At 70.5% G+C, this 18463-nt stretch carries 17 protein-coding genes; 12 read left to right on the forward strand and 5 right to left on the reverse strand.

The annotated features are described in order from the left end of the window. Positions 1–47 precede the first annotated feature (47 nt). From GA0070618_RS17700 to GA0070618_RS17710, 3 genes are read left to right on the forward strand one after another with little or no spacing between them, the layout of a single operon-like run. Positions 48–920 (forward strand): tetratricopeptide repeat protein, encoded by an 873-nt coding sequence (locus GA0070618_RS17700; protein WP_088982624.1) that lies wholly within the window; start codon positions 48–50, stop codon positions 918–920. A gap of 5 nt (positions 921–925) precedes the next feature. Further along, positions 926–1126 carry a tautomerase family protein gene (locus GA0070618_RS17705; protein WP_088982625.1) on the forward strand — a complete coding sequence of 67 codons (201 nt, stop codon included), beginning with the start codon at positions 926–928 and terminating at the stop codon, positions 1124–1126. Next, on the forward strand, positions 1123–2103 hold the full coding sequence (locus GA0070618_RS17710) for a D-2-hydroxyacid dehydrogenase (RefSeq protein ID WP_088982626.1): 981 nt from the start codon (positions 1123–1125) through the stop codon (positions 2101–2103). Before GA0070618_RS17705 ends, GA0070618_RS17710 begins: the two co-directional genes overlap by 4 nt. Positions 2104–2428: 325 nt before the next feature. Here GA0070618_RS17710 and GA0070618_RS17715 read toward each other — a convergent pair whose 3' ends face one another. The 4 genes from GA0070618_RS17715 to GA0070618_RS17730 are packed head-to-tail and all read right to left on the reverse strand — an operon-like array spanning position 2429 to position 7028. Beyond that, positions 2429–4612 carry a thiamine pyrophosphate-dependent enzyme gene (locus GA0070618_RS17715; RefSeq protein ID WP_414467608.1) on the reverse strand — a complete coding sequence of 728 codons (2184 nt, stop codon included), beginning with the start codon at positions 4610–4612 and terminating at the stop codon, positions 2429–2431. Positions 4613–4637: 25 nt separating this feature from the next. Next, entirely contained in the window at positions 4638–5540 is a 903-nt protein-coding gene (locus GA0070618_RS17720; RefSeq protein WP_231931349.1) for an ABC transporter permease, read from the reverse strand. Then, positions 5530–6477 carry a nickel ABC transporter permease gene (gene nikB / locus GA0070618_RS17725; RefSeq protein WP_088982628.1) on the reverse strand — a complete coding sequence of 316 codons (948 nt, stop codon included), beginning with the start codon at positions 6475–6477 and terminating at the stop codon, positions 5530–5532. The genes GA0070618_RS17720 and nikB overlap by 11 nt, the downstream gene beginning before the upstream one ends. A 20-nt stretch (positions 6478–6497) precedes the next feature. Beyond that, positions 6498–7028 (reverse strand): Lrp/AsnC family transcriptional regulator, encoded by a 531-nt coding sequence (locus tag GA0070618_RS17730; protein ID WP_170107770.1) that lies wholly within the window; start codon positions 7026–7028, stop codon positions 6498–6500. A gap of 122 nt (positions 7029–7150) precedes the next feature. Between GA0070618_RS17730 and GA0070618_RS17735 the strand changes: the two genes are divergently transcribed. From GA0070618_RS17735 to GA0070618_RS17755, 5 genes are read left to right on the forward strand one after another with little or no spacing between them, the layout of a single operon-like run. Next, positions 7151–8194, forward strand: a complete 1044-nt coding sequence (locus GA0070618_RS17735) for an ABC transporter ATP-binding protein (protein ID WP_088982630.1) — start codon at positions 7151–7153, stop codon at positions 8192–8194. Beyond that, positions 8194–9228: an ABC transporter ATP-binding protein gene (locus GA0070618_RS17740; protein WP_088982631.1), complete on the forward strand. Its 1035-nt coding sequence runs from the start codon at positions 8194–8196 to the stop codon at positions 9226–9228. Before GA0070618_RS17735 ends, GA0070618_RS17740 begins: the two co-directional genes overlap by 1 nt. Positions 9229–9230: 2 nt before the next feature. Beyond that, the gene (locus tag GA0070618_RS17745) at positions 9231–10667 is read left to right on the forward strand and encodes an aldehyde dehydrogenase family protein (protein WP_088985616.1); all 1437 of its coding nucleotides are present in this window, start codon (positions 9231–9233) and stop codon (positions 10665–10667) included. An 8-nt stretch (positions 10668–10675) separates the two neighbouring features. Then, the gene (locus tag GA0070618_RS17750; RefSeq protein WP_088982632.1) at positions 10676–11632 is read left to right on the forward strand and encodes an NAD(P)-dependent oxidoreductase; all 957 of its coding nucleotides are present in this window, start codon (positions 10676–10678) and stop codon (positions 11630–11632) included. After that, positions 11629–12807, forward strand: coding sequence for an acyl-CoA dehydrogenase family protein (locus tag GA0070618_RS17755; RefSeq protein ID WP_088982633.1), 1179 nt, complete (start codon positions 11629–11631; stop codon positions 12805–12807). Before GA0070618_RS17750 ends, GA0070618_RS17755 begins: the two co-directional genes overlap by 4 nt. Before the next feature lie 66 nt (positions 12808–12873). Here GA0070618_RS17755 and GA0070618_RS17760 read toward each other — a convergent pair whose 3' ends face one another. After that, positions 12874–14334, reverse strand: a complete 1461-nt coding sequence (locus tag GA0070618_RS17760) for a multicopper oxidase family protein (protein WP_088982634.1) — start codon at positions 14332–14334, stop codon at positions 12874–12876. A gap of 354 nt (positions 14335–14688) precedes the next feature. Between GA0070618_RS17760 and GA0070618_RS17765 the strand changes: the two genes are divergently transcribed. The 4 genes from GA0070618_RS17765 (at position 14689) to GA0070618_RS17780 (ending at position 18359) form a co-directional block, all read left to right on the forward strand. Beyond that, on the forward strand, positions 14689–15318 hold the full coding sequence (locus GA0070618_RS17765; RefSeq protein ID WP_088982635.1) for a hypothetical protein: 630 nt from the start codon (positions 14689–14691) through the stop codon (positions 15316–15318). Between the two features lie 203 nt (positions 15319–15521). Next, positions 15522–16412, forward strand: coding sequence for a hypothetical protein (locus GA0070618_RS17770; RefSeq protein WP_143740182.1), 891 nt, complete (start codon positions 15522–15524; stop codon positions 16410–16412). 131 nt (positions 16413–16543) lie between these two features. Continuing rightward, positions 16544–17275: a DUF7873 family protein gene (locus tag GA0070618_RS17775; RefSeq protein ID WP_088982637.1), complete on the forward strand. Its 732-nt coding sequence runs from the start codon at positions 16544–16546 to the stop codon at positions 17273–17275. A gap of 769 nt (positions 17276–18044) precedes the next feature. After that, positions 18045–18359, forward strand: a complete 315-nt coding sequence (locus GA0070618_RS17780; RefSeq protein WP_088982638.1) for a hypothetical protein — start codon at positions 18045–18047, stop codon at positions 18357–18359. Positions 18360–18463: the final 104 nt, after the last annotated feature.

The raw sequence follows: 18463 nt of genomic DNA on the forward strand, positions 1-18463 counted from the left end.
ATCCCGCGGGCGTCCCCACCACCACCTGAGCACGAAAGGCAGCCCCCGTGACCTCCGTACCGCTGACCCACCGTTACATCATCGCCGCCCGCCTCAAGGGCTACCTGAACAAGCACGAGGAGTCGGTGGCCCTGCTCACCGAGGCGCTCGAACTGGAACCGAACAGCCCCCGGCTGCTGCGGTTCCGGGGCCACCGGCGGATCTCGATCGGTGACTACGCCGGTGCGATCGAGGACCTGCGCGCCGCCGCCGACGGGCTGGCCGGTGTCGAGGAAGAGTACGAGATGTACCAGCCCGAGGTGGAGAAGGACGTCGTCAGCCTGATCCTCGGCCGCCCCGAGCAGGTCCGGCCGCAGCACCTCACCGAGACCGAGGCCGCCGCCGACGCGGAGGCCCTGGAGCGGTACCACACCACCCTGCACACCTCGGTCTGGTACCACCTCGGTGTCGCCCAGTACCTCGCCGGCGACCTGGAGGGCTGCCTGCCCAGCTTCCGGGAGGCCGAGCGGTCCGCCCGGCACCAGGAGGGGCTGGTGGCGTCGCAGGACTGGCAGTACATGGCGCTGCGCCGGCTCGGCCGGCCGGAGGAGGCCGAGCAGGTGCTCGACCGGTTCCGGAAGATCGCCCTGGTCGACGAGGACCACCTGGTCGGCTACGAGGGGCGGATGCGGCTCTACACCGGCGACATCACTCCCGAGCAGCTCTGGGCGATGTGCGACGGCAACAGCCTGAAGACCGTCACCCAGGGTTACGGTCTGGGCAACTGGCACTACTACAACGGCGACGTCGACGCCGCCCGCGAGGTCTTCGACGGGGTGCTGCGCACCGGCGTCACGCACGCGTTCGCCTATCTGGCCGTCAAGGCCGAGTACTCCCGTAACCCCGACTTCGTCGGGGCCACCGCACCGAAGGGGAACTGACGACCATGGCAATCATCCGGGCCGAGATCGGCAAGCGCGACCAGGAGACCAAGGAAGCGATCATCGCCGAGCTGACCGACGTGCTGGTCAAGTACGGCTCGCCGCGCGAGAACACCCACGTCATCCTCTACGAGGTCTCGTACGACAACTGGGCCAAGGGTGGCGTGACGTACAACAACCGGAAGCGTGCGCAGGAGACATCATGACCGTCGACGGCCGGGGTCCCCATGTCCTGCTCACCCCGAACCTGGCCGACCTGCTGCCCCAACTGCGCGAGCGTTACCCGCACTGCCGGTTCACGCCCGTCCCGGACGACGAGCCGGTCCGCCAGGAGTGGCTCGACGCCGAGGTGATCCTGCGCAGCGCGATGAACGAGGACACGTTCGACGAACTGCTGGGCAAGTGCGACCGGCTGCGCTGGGTCCAGATCACCGCCGCCGGCTTCGACTGGGTGACGGGCGAGACCATGCAGCGCCGTCTTGCCGAGGGGCTCGTCTACACCCGGTCGCCCAACTCCTACAACGTGCCGATCGCCGAGTACGTCATCGGGGCGGTGCTGATGCACTTCCGGGCGTTCCCCGCGCACCGCGAGGCGCAGGAACGTCGGGAGTGGGTCCGGATCGTCGCCCGGGACGTCATCGGCAGCACCATGGTGGTCTTCGGCACCGGCGGCATCGGGCGTGAGGTGGCCTGGCGGGCCCGGGCCCTGGGGGCCACCGTGATCGGGGTCAACCGCACCGGCGCTCCCGCCGAGGGGTTCGACCGGGTGGTGGCGTACGCCGACCACCTCGCGCTGCTCCCCGAGGCCGACTCCGTGGTGCTGGCCATGCCGCTGACCACGGAGAACCGGTACTTCTTCGACGCCGAGCGGTTCGCGGCCATGAAGGAGACGGCGGTGCTGGTCAACGTCGGGCGGGGCGCGCTGGTCGTGGAGGACGCGCTGGTCGACGCCATGCACGCCGGGCGGATCGCCGGTGCCGTGCTCGACGTGTTCGAGGAGGAGCCGCTGCCGGCGGACCACCGGCTGTGGGGCCTGCCGAACACGACGATCACCCCGCACACGTCGTTCCGGGGCTCCGGCAACCTGCAACGGCTCTACGCCGACTTCTGCGCCAACCTCGACCGCTACCTGGCGGGCGAGGAACTGGCCGGCACGAAGCGACAGCCGGACCTGGGCTACTGACTGAGAGCCGACGCGTCCGAACCGTGGTTGCAGGGGTCCCCTGCTACGCAAAAAGCGGTAGCAGGGGACCCCTGCCACCACACCAGGCGGCCCACCCGATCATCGGGCGGGCCGCCTCCGTCGTGTCCCCTCCAGGCGTACCGGAGCGACGACGCGGATCACGAGCCCTCGCTGCTTGCCGGGTTGCGGTGGTTGCAGGGGACCCCTGCTACGCAAAAAGCGGTAGGAAGGGTCCCCTGCAACCACCTGAGCGCCGAGCGGCGGACAGCGCCGAGCGCCGGACAGCGGCGGGCGTTGGGCAGCGGCGGGCAGCGGGTGCGGGAGATCAGGTGAGCAGGGCGCGGGCCGACGTCCGTACGTCGTCCTCGCGGAGCAGCACCGCGTCGGCGGCGGGACCGAGCGGCACGTAGCTGTCGACGCTGTTCACCCGGGCGATCCGGCCGGTGAAGCCGCCGTCGACCAGGGCGGCCACCACGGCCTCGGAGACGCCGCCGCTGGTGCGGGTCTCGTCGACGACGAGGACCCGCGAGACGCCGTGCAGCGCGGCGCGCATGCTCACCGTCGGCAGCGGCGCGAGCCACTGCAGGTCGACGACGCGGGTCTCCACACCCTCCCGGGCCAGCTCGCCGGCCACCCGCAGGCTCATCGGGACACCGTTGCCGAAGGTGACGAGCGCCAGGTCGTCGCCCTCGCGGACCGTCCGGACCTCGCCCAGCGGGTTCTCGGTCGCGGCCCATTGCGCCGGCTCCGGATAGGGGGCGAGCCAGCCGCCGTCGCCGTCGGTGTGCAGGTCCCGCCGGTGGTAGAGGGCGATCGGTTCGAGGAACACGCAGACCCGGCCCTCCTGTTCGGCCAGGGCGAGACACTGGCGGAGCAGGGCCGGGGCGGTGGCCGGGTGCGAGGCGACGGCCAGGGCCAGGCCGGGGATGTCGCGCAGCACCGCCACCGAGTTGTCGTTGTGGAAGTGCCCGCCGAACCCCTTCTGGTAGGCCAGGCCGGCGATCCGTACGACCATGCCGTTGGCGTACTGCCCGTCGGAGAAGAAGCGCAGCGACGCGGCCTCGCCGCGCAGTTGGTCCTCGGCGTTGTGCAGGTAGGCGAGGTACTGGATCTCCGGGATCGGCAGGGTGCCGGCCAGCGCCCCGCCGAGCGCCACCCCGAGGATGGTCTGCTCGTCGAGGAGCGTGTCGAAGACCCGGTTGGCGCCGAACGCCTTCCGCAGCCCCCGGGTGGCGCCGTAGACGCCGCCCTTGCGGGCCACGTCCTCGCCGAAGACCTGTGCCTGCGGCCAGGTGAGCAACGCGTCGTGCAGGGCGGTGTTGATCGACTGGGCGAGGGTGAGCGGGCCGCGGGTCTCCGGGAGCCGGCCGCCGAACACCCGCTCCCGGCCGGTGCCCACGCGCCGCGCGGCCTCGCTGACCTGCCGCACCCGGCGCGTGGTCAGTGGGGCGGTCACCGCCGCCGGGTCGGACAGCCGCTCGACCCGGCCCAGCATCGCCTCGGCCCGGTCCATCACCAGCTTCCGGGCGTCCTCGTAGCGGGCGAGGCTCTCGGCGGGACTCAGGATCCCGCGCCGGGCGAGCAGCGCCGCCGTGGCCAGGATCGGGTCCCGGGCGTAGTCGGCGAGGATCTCCGCCTGCGTACGGTAGGCCAGCTCCGCGTCCGAGCCGGCGTGCCCCATGAACCGTACGGTGCCCAGGTGCAGCACGGCGGGACGGCGTCGGGTGCGTACCTGGTGCGCCACCTCGGCCGCGACGGTCAGCAGGCGGGCGGGGTCGGTGCCGTCGGCGTGGACGTAGTCGATGCCGGGCAGGGCAGACAGCATCCGGCGGACCCAGCCGCGCGGCGAGCGGGTGCTGATGCCGATGCCGTTGTCCTCGCAGACGAAGAGGACCGGCATCGGGAGGCCCTGGTGGGCGCTGTAGCCCACGGCGTTCAGCGCGCCGGCGGCGGTGGAGTGGTTGGCGGACGCGTCGCCGAAGCTGCACACCACCACGGCGTCGGCCGGGTATCCGGTGTGGGCGGTGCCCCGGTCGAGCGCGAACGCCAGGCCCATCGCGCGGGGCAGGTGGGAGGCGATCGTCGAGGTCTGCGGGATGATGTTCAGCGCCCGGTGACCGAAGACCTTGTGCCGTCCGCCGGAGATCGGGTCGTGTCGGGACGCGGCCGCCGAGTGCAGGACGTCCGCGACCGGGGTGGATCCGGGCACCTGACCGGCCCGCGCCGCGTAGAAGCCACCGGACCGGTAGTGCAGCAGCGCCGGGTCGGTCGGGCGCAACGCCAGCGCGACCGCGGCATTGCTCTCGTGGCCGCTGGAGCCGATCGTGTAGAAGCCCTCCTGCCGGGACTGCAACCACCGCAGCGCGAGGTCCAGGTGGCGGCTCTGGATCTGGGCGTCGAGGTGGTCCAGCAGCAGCCCGGGGTCGACGTCGACGTCCGGGGAGGGGTCCTCGGGCAGGGGCTGGCCCGCCGACCACCCGGTGAGGCGGCGTACCAGGTGGTCGTCGATGGATTCCACACGTGCTCCTTGCGGGTCAGCGACCGGACCGGCCGCGCAGTCGCGGGTCCAGGACGTCGCGGAGGGTGTCGCCCAGCAGGTTGAAACCGAGGACGGCGATCATGATGCAGACGCCGGGCACGACCGACGGCCAGATCGACATCTCCATGAAGGACTTGCCGCTGGAGAGCATCGAACCCCAGGACGGCTGGGGCGGCTGCACGCCGAGGCCGAGGTAGCCCAGGGACGCCTCGATGAGGATCGCGTAGGCGAGGCTGGTGGTGAACTGCACCGCGATCGGGGCGATCGAGTTGGGCAGGATGTACTTCAGGATCAGCCGGGTGTTGCTCAACCCGACCGCCTGGCCCGACTCCACGTACGGCTCCCGGCGGATCGACATCGCGGTGCCGCGCACGATCCGGGCGAAGCTGGGGATGAAGACGATCACCAGGGCGAGGATGAGGTTCTCCGTGCCGGGCCCCCGGGCGGCCACCACCGCGAGGGCCAGCAGCAGGGTGGGGAAGGAGAACATGATGTCGGTCGCCGGGGTGATGAGCGCGTCGAGGATGCCCCGGTAGAAGCCGGCGAGCAGGCCCAGCAGGACGCCGATGGCCCCGGCCAGGGTGACCACGATCAGGCTGACCGTCAGCGAGGTGCGTGCCCCGTAGAGGGCCCGGCTGAGCAGGTCCCGTCCGGCCTCGTCGGCGCCGAGCAGGAAGTCCCCGCCGGGCGGGGCGAGCCGCTGGTTGGACATGGCGGTCGGATCGTAGGGCGCGATCAGCGGGGCGAGGGCCGCGGCGGTGGTCATCAGCACCACGATGACCAGCCCGATCGCGCCCACCTTGTCCCGCATGACCAGCCGCAGCAGCTGACCGCCGCGACGTCCGGTCTTGATGGGGGCTGTCTGCGGCCGGGGGCCGGGGACGACTTCAGTGACCACTGCGCAACCTCGGATCCAGGTAGGTGTAGATGAGGTCCACGAGGAGATTGACGACGACGTAGAAGAAGGCCAGGAAGAGCAGGGTGCCCTGGACGACCGGATAGTCGCGCTGGCTGATGCCCCGGATGACCATCGTGCCCAGTCCCGGCCAGGCGAAGACCTGCTCCACGATGACGGTGCCGCCGAGCAGCGCACCCGCCTGGATGCCCAGCACGGTCACCACCGGGATCAGCGAGTTGCGCAGCGCGTGCCGGACCATGACCGCCCGTTCGCCCAACCCCTTGGCCCGGGCGGTACGGACGTAGTCCTGGTTGAGGACCTCCAGCATGCTGGACCGGGTCATCCGCATGCTGATCGCCGCCAGGCTGGCACCGAGGGTGACCGAGGGGAGGATGAGGTACTTCAGGCTTCCCCAGAAGCCCTCACCCTCGCCCGCGCCCTGCGACGGCAGCCAACCCAGCGAGACCGAGAAGACGTACACCAGCAGGATGCCCAGCCAGAAGTTCGGCAGGGAGAGCCCGATCAGCGAGGCGACCCGGGTGCTCGCGTCGAGCAGGCCGTTGCGCTTGGTGGCGCTGAGCACGCCGAACGGGATGGAGATGAGGATCGAGACCAGCAGCGCCGACACCGCCAGCAGCAGCGTGGAGGGGAAGCGCTGCATGATCTCTTCCAGCACCGGCTGGCCGGTGCGCATCGAGGTGCCGAGGTCGCCCTGGACCAGGGCACCCAGCCACCTCAGGAACTGCTCGTACACGGGCATGTCGAGCCCGAAGTAGCGGCGCATCTCCGCCTCGATCGCGGGGTCGCCGAAGTCCTGGCCCATGATCGAGCTGATCACGTCGCCGGGGATCATGCGGATCACCAGGAACGAGATCACCGAGATCCCGAGTAGGACCGGAATAACCGATAACAGGCGGATCAGCGTGATGCGCAGCATGGCTTGTTTCTCCGGTCTGGTCAGGTTTCCGAACCGGGCACGCCAGGATCCGAGTCCGCATCCCAGGCGGACTCCTCGTCGCCGGTGACGGCGATGTCGCGCGCCCACTCGTGGGCGCGTTTGGCGACCCGCAGCACCATCACCGACCGGCTCTCCATCACCCCGTCGAGGTGGCCCAGCCGCTCGGTCCAGAACCGGCGCATGGCGTTGCTGGAGGCGAAGTAGCCGACGGCGATGATGTCGAACTGGCCGGTCACGTGGTAGACGTACGCGATCTCCGGCATGCCCGCGAGCTTGTCGATGAGTCGCTCTGTGGCACCGGGCGCGCTCTGGATCTCGAAGAGTGTGTGCACCGGCCGGCCCATGAAGGCGGCGCTGGGGATCGCCGCGAACTGCAGCTGCCCCTCGGTGACGAGCCGCTCCACCCGCCGTCGCACGGATCCCTCGGAGAGACCGACCTTCGCCGCCAGTGCGACGTTTGTCTGCCTCGGGTCCTGGACGAGTTCCCGGATGATGCTGCGATCCTTCTCGATCGAGCTCTTCGATGCCATCTCGCTCCAACTCATAGTGACGTAATTCGTCGCTGCCGGGAGCCTAGACGACGAACATCGTCTGTGCAACACTCCCGGTTGACGAATGGCGGCGTTCAGGAGTCTAAACATCAGGGGGTTCGATGGCCTTGTTGGAGGTGCGGGAACTGCGTACCGAATTCCGCGCGGCGCGGGGGTCGGTGACGGCGGTCGACGGTGTTTCCTTCACTGTGGACGCCGGTGAGATGGTCGCCTTGGTGGGCGAGTCCGGCTGCGGCAAGTCCGCCACGGCGCAGTCCATCATGGGCCTGATCGTGCCGCCGGCCGGACAGGTGACCGGCGGTCAGGTGATCTTCGAGGGGCAGGACCTGCTGCGCCTGCGTCCCCGCGAGCTGCGGGCCGTACGCGGCAAGGGCATCTCGATGATCTTCCAGGATCCGATGACCTCGCTGAACCCGGTGCTCACCGTGGGACGGCAGCTCACCGAGTCCCTGCGCCTGCACCTCGGGTTGAACCGCCGGGCGGCACGGGCACGGGCGATCGAGCTGCTGGAGATGGTGCGCATCCCGGCCCCGGAGAGCCGGCTGGGGTCCTATCCGCACCAGCTCTCCGGCGGCATGCGGCAACGCGTCATGATCGCGATGGCGCTCTCCTGCAACCCCCGGCTGATCCTCGCCGACGAGATCACCACCGCCCTCGACGTCACCATCCAGGCCCAGATCCTGGAGCTGCTGCGGGACCTGGCCCTGGAAACCCGGACCGCCGTCCTGTTCATCACCCACGATCTCGGGGTCGTCGCGGGCATGGCGGAACGGGTCAACGTGATGTACGCCGGGCAGATCGTCGAGCGTGCCGAGACGGTCGACCTCTTCCACCGCCCGCAGATGCCCTACACCTGGGGTCTGCTCGGGTCGGTGCCCCGGCTGGACCTGGTGCGCGGGGGCAAGCTGCGTCCGATCGCGGGCCGTCCGCCGGAGCTGTCGGAGATGCCGGCCGGCTGCCGGTTCGCCCCCCGCTGCGTGCACGCCCGGGAGACCTGCCAGGACGACGCGCCCCAGCTCACCGTGACCTGGGAAACCCCGGACCGGGGCCAGCTGACCCGGTGCTGGGGCATGCGACCGGCGACCGAGGGCGGCTGGCTGTCCACGAAGGACCGGTTCGCGAACCAATCGACGGAGGAGAGCTGATGTCCGAAGCCCCGGCCACCGGACCGGACCAGACCCTGCTGCGCGTACGCGACCTGGCGGTCGACTTCAAGGTGCCGAAGCGCGGCTCGCTGCTCCCGGCGCGGCTGCGCGCCGTGTCCGGAGTGGACTTGGACATCCGGCGCGGCGAGATCATCGGCGTGGTGGGGGAGTCCGGCTGCGGCAAGTCCACCACCGGACGGGCCATCCTCCAGCTCCTCAAGCCCAGCCAGGGGACAGTGACCTTCGACGGCACCGAGCTGACCACCCTGGGTCGGGGCCGGATGCGGGCGATGCGCCGCCGCATGCAGATGATCTTCCAGGACCCGTTCGCCTCGCTGAACCCGCGCATGACGATCGGCGAACTCATCGAGGAACCGCTGCTGGTGCACTCGGACCTCTCCGCCACCGGCCGCCGGGCCAAGGCCCTGGACACCATGCAACTGGTCGGGCTCAGCGAACAGTGGCACGACCGCTACCCGCACGAGTTCTCCGGCGGGCAGCGCCAACGGGTCGGCATCGCCCGGGCACTGGTCAGCAACCCGGAGTTCGTCGTCGCCGACGAGCCGGTGTCCGCCCTGGACGTCTCGGTGCAGGCGCAGATCGTCAACCTGCTCGAACAGCTCCAGGAGGAGCTGGGGCTGACCATGATGTTCATCGCGCACGACCTGGCCGTCGTGCGGCACCTCTGCGACCGCATCGCCGTGATGTACCTCGGCACCGTCGTCGAGGTGGGGGAGTGCGAGGACATGTACCGCCGGCCGCAGCACCCGTACACCCGGGCCCTGCTCTCGGCGGTGCCGATCCCCGACCCGCTGGTGGAGACCGAACGCAAGCGGGTCATCCTCACCGGGGACGTGCCGAGCCCGCTCGACCCGCCCAGCGGCTGCCGCTTCCGCACCCGGTGCTGGAAGGCGCAGGAGATCTGCGCGACGCAGACCCCGGCTCTCGCCGCCACCGGTGCCGGCCACCAGGTCGCCTGCCACTTCCCGGAGAACGTCGACCAGCCGGTCGCCTCCGCCGCCGGCGGTCGGTGACCATGCCCGTGCCGCAGCACCTCAACCTCGTCGGTGGCGAGTGGGTCGACGGCGAACGCCGACCCAACCACAACCCCGCCCGGCCCGGCGAGGTCGTCAGCGAGTACGCCCGCGCCGACCGGGACACCGCCCGTGCGGCCGTGGCCGCCGCCCGCGCCGCGCAACCCGGCTGGGCCCGTCGACCCGTCGGGGACCGGATGGCGATCCTCGACCGGATCGGGAGCGCCATCCTGAGCCGGGTGGACGATCTCGCCGTCCTGCTCGCCCGGGAGGAGGGCAAGCTGCTCGCCGAGGCCCGGGGCGAGGTGACCCGGGCCGGGCAGACCTTCCGCTACTACGCCCACCAACTCCTGCAACCGCAGGGCGAGGTGTACGCGTCCACCCGGGAGAACGTGCACGCCGAGGTGCGCCGCCGGCCGCTCGGCGTGGTCGGGGTCATCACGCCGTGGAACTATCCGCTCGCGATCCCGGCCTGGAAGGTCGCGCCGGCGCTCGCGTACGGCAACACGGTGGTGCTCAAACCCGCCGAGCTGGTGCCCGCCTCGGCCGGGGAACTCGCCCGGATCGTGGCCGGGGCCGGCACCCCGCCCGGCGTCTTCAACCTCGTCACGGGGTCCGGCCGGGAGGTCGGCGAGGAGCTGTTGACCTCGCGTGACATCGATGGCATCTCCTTCACCGGCGGCACCGGCACCGGCGCCCACGTCGCCCGGCAGTGCATCGCCCACGGCAACAAGCGGTTCCAGTTGGAGATGGGGGGCAAGAACCCGCTCGTCGTCCTCGACGACGCCGACCTGGAGGTCGCGGTGCGCTGCGCCCTGGACGGCAGCTTCTTCAGCAGCGGCCAGCGGTGCACGGCGTCGAGCCGGCTGATCGTGCAGGCCGGCATCCACGACCGGTTCGTCGAGGCGCTGGCCACGGCGGCCGACGCCCTGCGGGTCGGCGACCCGCTCGACCCGGGCAGTGACCTCGGGCCGGTGGTCAGCCCGGACCAACTCGCCCAGAACCTGGACTACGTCCGGATCGGCCGGGACGAGGGGGCGACCGTGGTGGCCGGCGGAGCCCACCGCGCCGACGAGGGACAGTTCATGCGACCCACCCTCTTCGCCGACGCGCGCAACGACATGCGACTCGCCCGGGAGGAGATCTTCGGCCCGGTGTCCTGCGTGATCCGGGTCGACGACCTCGACGAGGCGATCGACGTGGCCGGCGACACCCCGTACGGACTCTCCGCCGGGATCGTGACGACGTCCCTGGCGGCGGCCGAACGGTTCAAGCGGGACGCCCGCGCCGGCATCGTGACGGTCAACCTGCCCACCGCCGGCACCGAGCTGCACCTGCCCTTCGGTGGCACCGGTGCCTCCAACCACGGTCCCCGGGAGCAGGGCGGTTACGCCCGGGACTTCTACTCCGTGCCGGTGACCTGCTACACCGGCTGGTGAGGACGACGATGACACCCAGGATCCTGCTCACCGAACCGATCGCGGCGGCCGGCATGGAGCTGCTGCGCGCCGCGGGCGACGTGCACGTCGCCGGAGTCACCGACCCGGCGGCGCTCGCCGCCGGACCGCTCGCCACCGCCGACGCGCTCGTGGTGCGCTCCTCCCCGGTGACGGCCACCATGCTCGAATCGGCGCGACGGCTGCGGGTCGTCGGCCGGCACGGCGCCGGGCTGGACGGCATCGACCTGGCCGCCGCCGACCGCCTGGGCATCCCGGTGGTCAGCACGCCGGGCGCCAACGCCGAGTCTGTGGCCGAGTTCGTCGTCCTGGCCGCGCTCACCCTCGCCCGGCAGCTGCCGCGGGCCGTGGCGTCGCTGACCGGGGGCGACTTCCCGGCCGGCCGGTCGCTGCCCTCCTCGGTCGTCGCCGCCGGGCTGACCGGGACCATGCTTGCCGGCCGTACCCTCGGGCTGGTCGGGCTCGGCGCGATCGGCCGGGGCGTCGCGGCCCGCGCGCGCGGGCTCGGCATGACCGTGCTCGGGTACGACGTCGCCGTCACCACGCCACCGGAGGGCGTCCGCCTCGTCGGGCTGGACGACCTGCTGCACGAGGCCGACGTGGTGAGCCTGCACGTGCCCCAGACCCCGCAGACCACCGGGCTGATCGGCGCCGACGCGCTGGCCTGGATGCGGCCGGACGCCCTCCTGGTGAACACGGCGCGGGCCGGGGTGGTGGACCGCGCGGCCGTGCTCGCCGCGCTCGACGCCGGGCGGCTGCGGGGCTACGCGGTCGACGTCTACGCTCCCGAGCCACCGGACCCCGACGACCCGCTGTTGCACCATCCCCGGGTCCTCGCCACCCCGCACATGGCGGCGATGACCCACGACGCGTTGGACGCGATGGCCGTCGCCGTGGCGCGCGGCGTGATCGCCCATCTGCACGCCCCGGAAGGAACCGAACCGTGACCCTGCCCGTGCCCGCATCCGCAGTCGAGTACTTCGGTGTCGACGCGCTCGTCGACGACGACACCCGGGAACTCCAGGCCGCCGTGCGCGGCTTCGTCGACCGGCGGATCCGTCCGCACGTCGCCACCTGGTACGAGGAGGGTTACCTGCCGGCCCGGGACCTGGCGCGCGAACTCGGGCAGCTCGGTGTGCTCGGCATGCACCTCGACGGCTACGGCTGCGCCGGCACCTCCGCCGTCGCGTACGGGCTGGCCTGCTTCGAGCTGGAGGCGGGCGACTCCGGCCTGCGTTCCCTGGTCTCGGTGCAGGGCTCGCTCGCCATGTACGCGATCTGGCGGTTCGGCTCCGAGGAGCAGAAGCAGCGGTGGCTGCCCCGGATGGCGGCCGGCGAGGCGATCGGCTGTTTCGGTCTCACCGAGCCGGACTTCGGCTCCGACCCGTCGGGTATGCGGACCCGGGCCCGCCGCGACGGGAGCGACTGGGTGCTCAACGGCACCAAGATGTGGATCACCAACGGGTCGATCGCCGATGTCGCCGTGGTCTGGGCGCGCACCGACGAGGGGATCCGGGGCTTCCTCGTCCCCGCCGGCACCCCCGGTTTCACCGCCCCGGAGATCACCCGCAAGCTCTCCCTGCGCGCCTCGGTGACCTCCGAACTCGTCCTCGACGACGTCCGGCTGCCCGCCGACGCGATGCTGCCCGAGGCCGCTGGGCTCTCCGGGCCGCTGTCCTGCCTCAACGAGGCCCGCTTCGGCATCGTCTTCGGGGCGCTCGGCGCGGCCCACGACTGCCTCCGGACCACGATCGAGTACGCCCGCAGCCGGCAGATCTTCGACCGGCCGCTCGCCGCGTACCAGGCCACCCAGCTCAAGCTCGCCGACATGGGCCTGGAGCTGGGCAAGGGTTTGCTGCTGGCGCTGCACATCGGCGCGCTGAAGGACGCCGGCACGCTCGACCACCGGCAGATCAGCCTCGGCAAGCTCAACAGCGTGCGGGAGGCCATCGCCATCGCCCGCGAGTGCCGGGCCGTCCTCGGCGCGGCCGGCATCACCCTCGACTACCCGGTCATGCGGCACGCGGCGAACCTCGAATCCGTCCTCACCTACGAGGGGACCTCCGAGGTGCACCAGCTCATCGTCGGGCAGGTGCTGACCGGTCACTCCGCCTTCCGCTGACGGACGCCGTTACGGGGACGGGTTCACCGGCTCCGTGCCGGTGGGCCCGTCCCCGTGGCGACCGGCTCAGACGATCCGGAGATTGGCCATCATGCCCATCGCGCTGTGGTCGACCATGTGGCAGTGGTACGGGTAGACGCCGCGCCAGGTGTCGAAGGTGGCCTGGAGGCGGACCGGCTGGCCGGGCCAGACGACCACGGTGTCCTTCAGACCGGACTCGGCGGGGTCGGCCGGACCGTCACCCCGGCCGAGCACCCGGAACTGCACCAGGTGCATGTGGAAGTTGTGCGGCATGAAGACGTTGCCGTTCGTCACCGTCCACTCCTCGGTGCTGCCCCAGGCGACCGTGGTGTCGATCCGGTTCGGGTCGAAGACCTTCCCGTCGACGTACGCCCGGTGCCCGGTGCCCGGCTCGTCCATCCGCAGCTCGACGGTGCGCCGTACGGTCGGCGTCGGCAGCGGCGGCAGGGTACGCAGCCGCTGCGGCACCGAGCTGCGGTCCCGTCCCCGCGCCGGCACGACGTCGAAGCGCATCACGGACCCGACCTGCTCGAACGGTCCCGGCCCCAGCAGGTTGTGCAATACCACCGAGGTGCCCGGCTGGTAACGGGAGAAGTCGACCACCACCTCCAACCGCTCGCCGGGCGAGAGCAGCACGTACGGCACGGTGACCGGCGCCTCCAGCAGGCCGCCGTCGGACCCGATCACCGTGATGTCCCCGGCGTCGGCGAGCTGGAGCAGGAAGAACCGCAGGTTGCTGGAGTTCACCAGCCGGAAGCGATAGCGGCGGGCCTGCACCTGGAAGCGCGGCCAGGGCCGGCCGTTGACCAGGATGGTGGTCCGGTTGTCCGCGTCGTCCATCGTCCAGACCAGCTGGGCGTCGGCGTCCAGGTGCGCGTCACGCAACACCAGCGGGACGTCGAACTGGCCCTGCGGCAGCGGCAGTGCCGCCTCGGTGCGGTCGGTGAGCAGGTAGAGGCTGGCCAGGCCCCGGTAGAGGTGCTCGGCCTCCAGGTGGTGGGTGTGGTCGTGCATCCACAACGTCGCGTGCGGTTGCCGGTTGGGGTACGTGTAGACCCGCTCCCCGCCGGGCGGGATCGTGGCGGTGCCGGAACCGTCGTCACCGGGCGCGGTGGCGCCACCGTGCAGGTGCACCGCCGTCGGCATGTCCAGCCGGTTGCGCTGGCGCACCACCACCTGCCGGCCCGAGGTGGCCCGGATCGTCGGGCCGGGCAGGTCCCCGTTGTACGTGTACACCTCCGTACGGGTGCCCGGCAGGATCTCCAGCCGCCGGCGGTGCATGGTGACCGAGTAGTAGTCGGTGGTGGCGGTCCGCAGCACCGGCCGCAGGGTCTGCGGCACGGTCAACGGGACGGTGAACGGGGTCAGGGTCTGGTTTCCCACCCGGACGGGACGTGCCGCCGCAGGGGCCGCGCCGGACCGCCCGGCGAGGCTGACCAGGCCACCGGTCACGCCGAGGAAACCTGACGCCGCGCCGAGACGCAGCAGTTGACGACGAGTGGACACGACAGTCCCTCCCTAGGAGCCGCGCGGTGGTCCCGGTCAACCGGAGACCCGAAGACGTCGGCGGTTGTCCCAGGCCTCGATGATGTCGGAGATGCCGGAGCGCGGTCACCCCTGAAAACGACCCCCCTGAGACCGGACAACTCCCAAGAATTCGCGGGCCGGACGGGGTCGGGCCCCAGCCTGACGGGGTCACGGTCGGGGCTTCCGTGGGCTGCCCTCGTACGGCCCGCGACGTCACCGACGCGCAGGGCTACCATCCACACTCGACGGCCCGCGCGGTCGACGCGTCCGTACGGGCCGCGCGGAACGGGTGCGAAGGACACCACCGAGTACGTTCCCGATCGAGGAGAACCCGTGACCGACCAGCAGCCCGGCCCCGACCACACCAGTGCGCCGCAGCAGCCCGGCCCCGACCACACCGTCGCGCCGCAGCCCGGCGCCGACCACGGCGTCGTACCGCAGCAGTCCGGCCCCGACCACGGTGTCGTACCGCAGCAGGCCCCGGACCCGGCGATGCCGCCCGGCTTCGTCCCCACCGACGGCTCGGTCCCGCCCGGCGGGCCTGCTCCCGGTCCGCTCGCGGCGTACCGGGTGCCGCTCGTCGCGGCGGGCGCGGTGCTGGCCCTGCTCCTGGCGGGGGTCGCCGGAACCGCCATCTACCAGGCCGTCAAGGAGGATTCCGGCATCACCGCCTGCAAGGCCATGGCCAGCGGCGGCGAAGGGGAGAAGGCGTTCGAGGACGGGGACGACGAACTCAGCGAGGCCGAGTACCGGGAACTGCGGGAGCAGTTCGCCGACTCCGACCACGAGAAGATCCGGGAGCACGGGACGGCCCTGGTCGACATCGTGTGGGAGGTGTCGAGGATGAAGGGCGACGAGGCGGCCGGCGCGCTCGCCTACCTCGGCCCGATGAGCACGCACATGACCGGTCTGAAGACGGCGTGCGCGAACGAGGGCATTCAGATCGACCTGAGCGGCGACTGATCCGGGCCGTCAGCACGCAGACGCCGAGAGTTCTGGTCAGGGCAACCGAGCGAGAAAGCGGACAGATGGCTAGAAAGCGGCGTGGTGGAAATCGGGGGCGGGGCTCGGGTGGACCGGGCCAGCGGCCCTCGGGAGGCGTCGAGCCACCATCACCAGCCACCGACGGACGGGAGGGCTCCCGGTCCCCGGGAGGGTGGTCTGTGGTGTGGACGGCGGTGGCGGGCGCGGTGGTGACCGCGCTGCTGCTGGCTCTCGGCCCGCAGCTCTACGACGGGGACGAGATCAAGGACACGGTCCGTGACGCCGTACGGGACGATTCGGAGATCCGACATACGGTCCAGTTCATGGACGAGGGCTTCGACCTGATCCTGCCTGCGGGATTTGAGATGTCCGACAGCAGGCGCCGAATGCTCGCTGCCGTCACCCTGGACGGAGGGCTCGAGAAGCAATTGACTGACGTGCTGGGGTCCGCAGAACCGGCCCGGCCTGTGGTGCTGAACCTTCGCCTTACCCTGGAAGGGCGCCGTAACCAGCCCATCTTCGTGGACCGGATCTCGCCCGTCGACATTGAACGTGAAGTGCCCTACTCCGGGACCTTCATCCACATCCCCCCGCAGATTTCCGGCTCGACCGTCGGAATGATGTTCAACCTCGACGAGCGCCGCCCCCAGGCACGGGTTCCCGAGAAGGTGGACGCCAACGACGACGAGGCCGTGCAACGACTCGGCGGGATGACGGACGGACACAAGCCTGGCGCGCTGTTTTTCCAGGACAACACGCTGACCCTCAAGAGCGCGGAGGAGGACGCACTCTTCATCCAGGCCGTCGCCACTGAGACTGCCGTCTCCTTCAGGATCCGAATCGACTACCGCATCGGTGACCGCAGAGGTGAACTGGTGGTCGACGACGCGGGTGATCCGTTCAGGGTGACGCCATTGAACTGCGTGTCCAGAAGCAGGTGGGCCCCCGACGGAGAGCTGCTCGCCTCTGGGATGGCCTCCTACGAGAACGTCTGGAGTCTGAAGGGTGACTTCTCGGGCTTGGAGGAAATCAGCGACCCGAGGCGTTTCGAATTGGGCTCTCCCTACTGCTGAGGAGCGCGGCCGTCAAGCGGAGGCCCGATGGGTCTTCGGCGGTGCCGGCGGGAAGTCGCCGTGGGCGAAAGCCGTTCGTCAATCGTGGACCGTGCTTGGTAGTGTCCCGTCCGGCTGAAGGGAAGATCGGCATGGCGAAGCTCAACCAGATCATCGCGGTCACCAAGGGCGTGAAGGCCCAGACTGTCCGGGAGTTCACCGAGGCGCAGCGCAACGTCCAGAAGGCGCCGATGCTGTCCGGTATCTCCCGCAGCTACCAGCCGAAGGACGAGGAGGGCGAGCAGCTCCCGCCGGAGTCGACCCGGGTGCAGGTGTCGGCCACCGACGTCATCGGCGAGGTGTCGACGTCGCTGACCCGGCTCTTCGACCTGGTGCTCACCCAGGACGTGGCGAACACCCGGGCGAAGGCCGACGTGGTGGTGGACGGCCGGACGATCCTCGCCGACGTGCCCGTCACCTACCTGCTCTTCCTAGAGAAGCAGCTGGTCGACCTGTACGCCTTCGTCGACAAGCTGCCCGTGCTGGACCCGGCCGAGACCTGGACGTTCAACGAGGCCGCCGGGGCGTACGCCTCGGACCCGGTGAAGACGGTGCGCAGCCGGAAGGTGATGCGTAACCACGTCAAGGCCGAGGCCACCGAGAAACACCCCGCCCAGGTCGAGGTGTACACCGAGGACGTCCCGGTCGGCTACTGGACCACGGTCAAGCTCTCCGGCGCCCTGCCCGCCACCCGGGTCAAGGAGTTGCGTGAGCGGGTGGCGAAGCTCCAGCAGGCCGTCAAGTTCGCCCGCGAGCAGGCCAACATGACCGAGGTGGAGGACCAGAAGGCCGGCGAGCGGGTGTTCGGCTACCTGTTCGGGTAGCCTCGAAGACGCCCTCCGTGGGAGCGCGGAGGGACGCGCGCAAGCGCGAAAAGCTGAGACTGAAACGTCAGACTGAATGGGACGTGTGATCAGTGCAGGTTCGACTCCTGCCCCCGGCTCCCAAGCCGGGGTAGCCCAATTGGCAGAGGCAAACCGTCCGATAAAACTCAGACTCTCGCTCCAGACTCAGCATTACCGCCGATCGTCGGATGGAGCAGCCGTGGAAAGGGTTCGTGGAGTGTAGGTTCGAATCCTACCCGCGCCTCTCTTCGTGGCGCGGTAGCCCAATGGTAGAGGCGACGACTTTCAAACTGACCTACGGCTTTAAACGCGTCCGACGTGCGAACTGGGCGGAAACCTGGAACCCCCGGCTTGGGTAGGCCGGGGGTTCCCCTTTTCGGCCGTCCCTGTGCCGCTCGCCGTCCCACCGTGGAGGCGCGCCCAGCCAAGCGGGACCCCGATGGCGTTACGGTCTGTGTTTGATCCGCCACATCGACTACGCTCACCCGGACCTGACGGGGAAGCCGTGCGCGCTGCGGCGGGTGGATCGAGGTGCGGATTCGTGGAGTCGTGGTGGGCCCGGCGTCGCGTGCTTGTGATGTCTGCAGCGGCTGTGGCGTTGCTGGCCGGAGCCCTCGGGTGGCTCCTGTGGCCCGAGCCGGAGGCGCCACCGGCGCCTCGGGAACGACAATACCGAGCGTTCACCGCATGTCTGCTCACCGACGACAGGGGAATCGCGGGGGAGCAGGCCCGCGCCGTCTGGGACGGTATGCAGCGGGCTTCGCTGGCCCACTCGATCCAGGTGCAGTACCTGGCGGTCGACGGGCCGCAGACGGCAGCGAACGCGGCGGCGTACTTCAACAGTCTGGCGCTGCGGCAGTGTCAGGTGGTGATCGCCGTCGGTGAAGCGCCCGGCGGCGCGCTGGTCGACGGGAAGGACCGGTTCCCGGGCCTGCGGTACGTGGTGGTGGGTGAGACCGCGCCGCTCGACGGGGTGACCGTCGTGCCGGAGACGACCGCCGACCGCGTCACATCCGCCGTGGAGAACACGGTTGGTGAGATGGCCACCTCGGGCGGTAACTGAAGTATCTCTAAATGTAAATACTTGTATTTGGTCCACGCGTCCAGCAGTCTCGACACGTTTGACGACAACGGGGGAGGGCTGCCGTGGGCGGTCGGCGTAAGCGT

This window comes from Micromonospora echinospora (genome assembly GCF_900091495.1).
Lineage (GTDB): Bacteria > Actinomycetota > Actinomycetes > Mycobacteriales > Micromonosporaceae > Micromonospora > Micromonospora echinospora.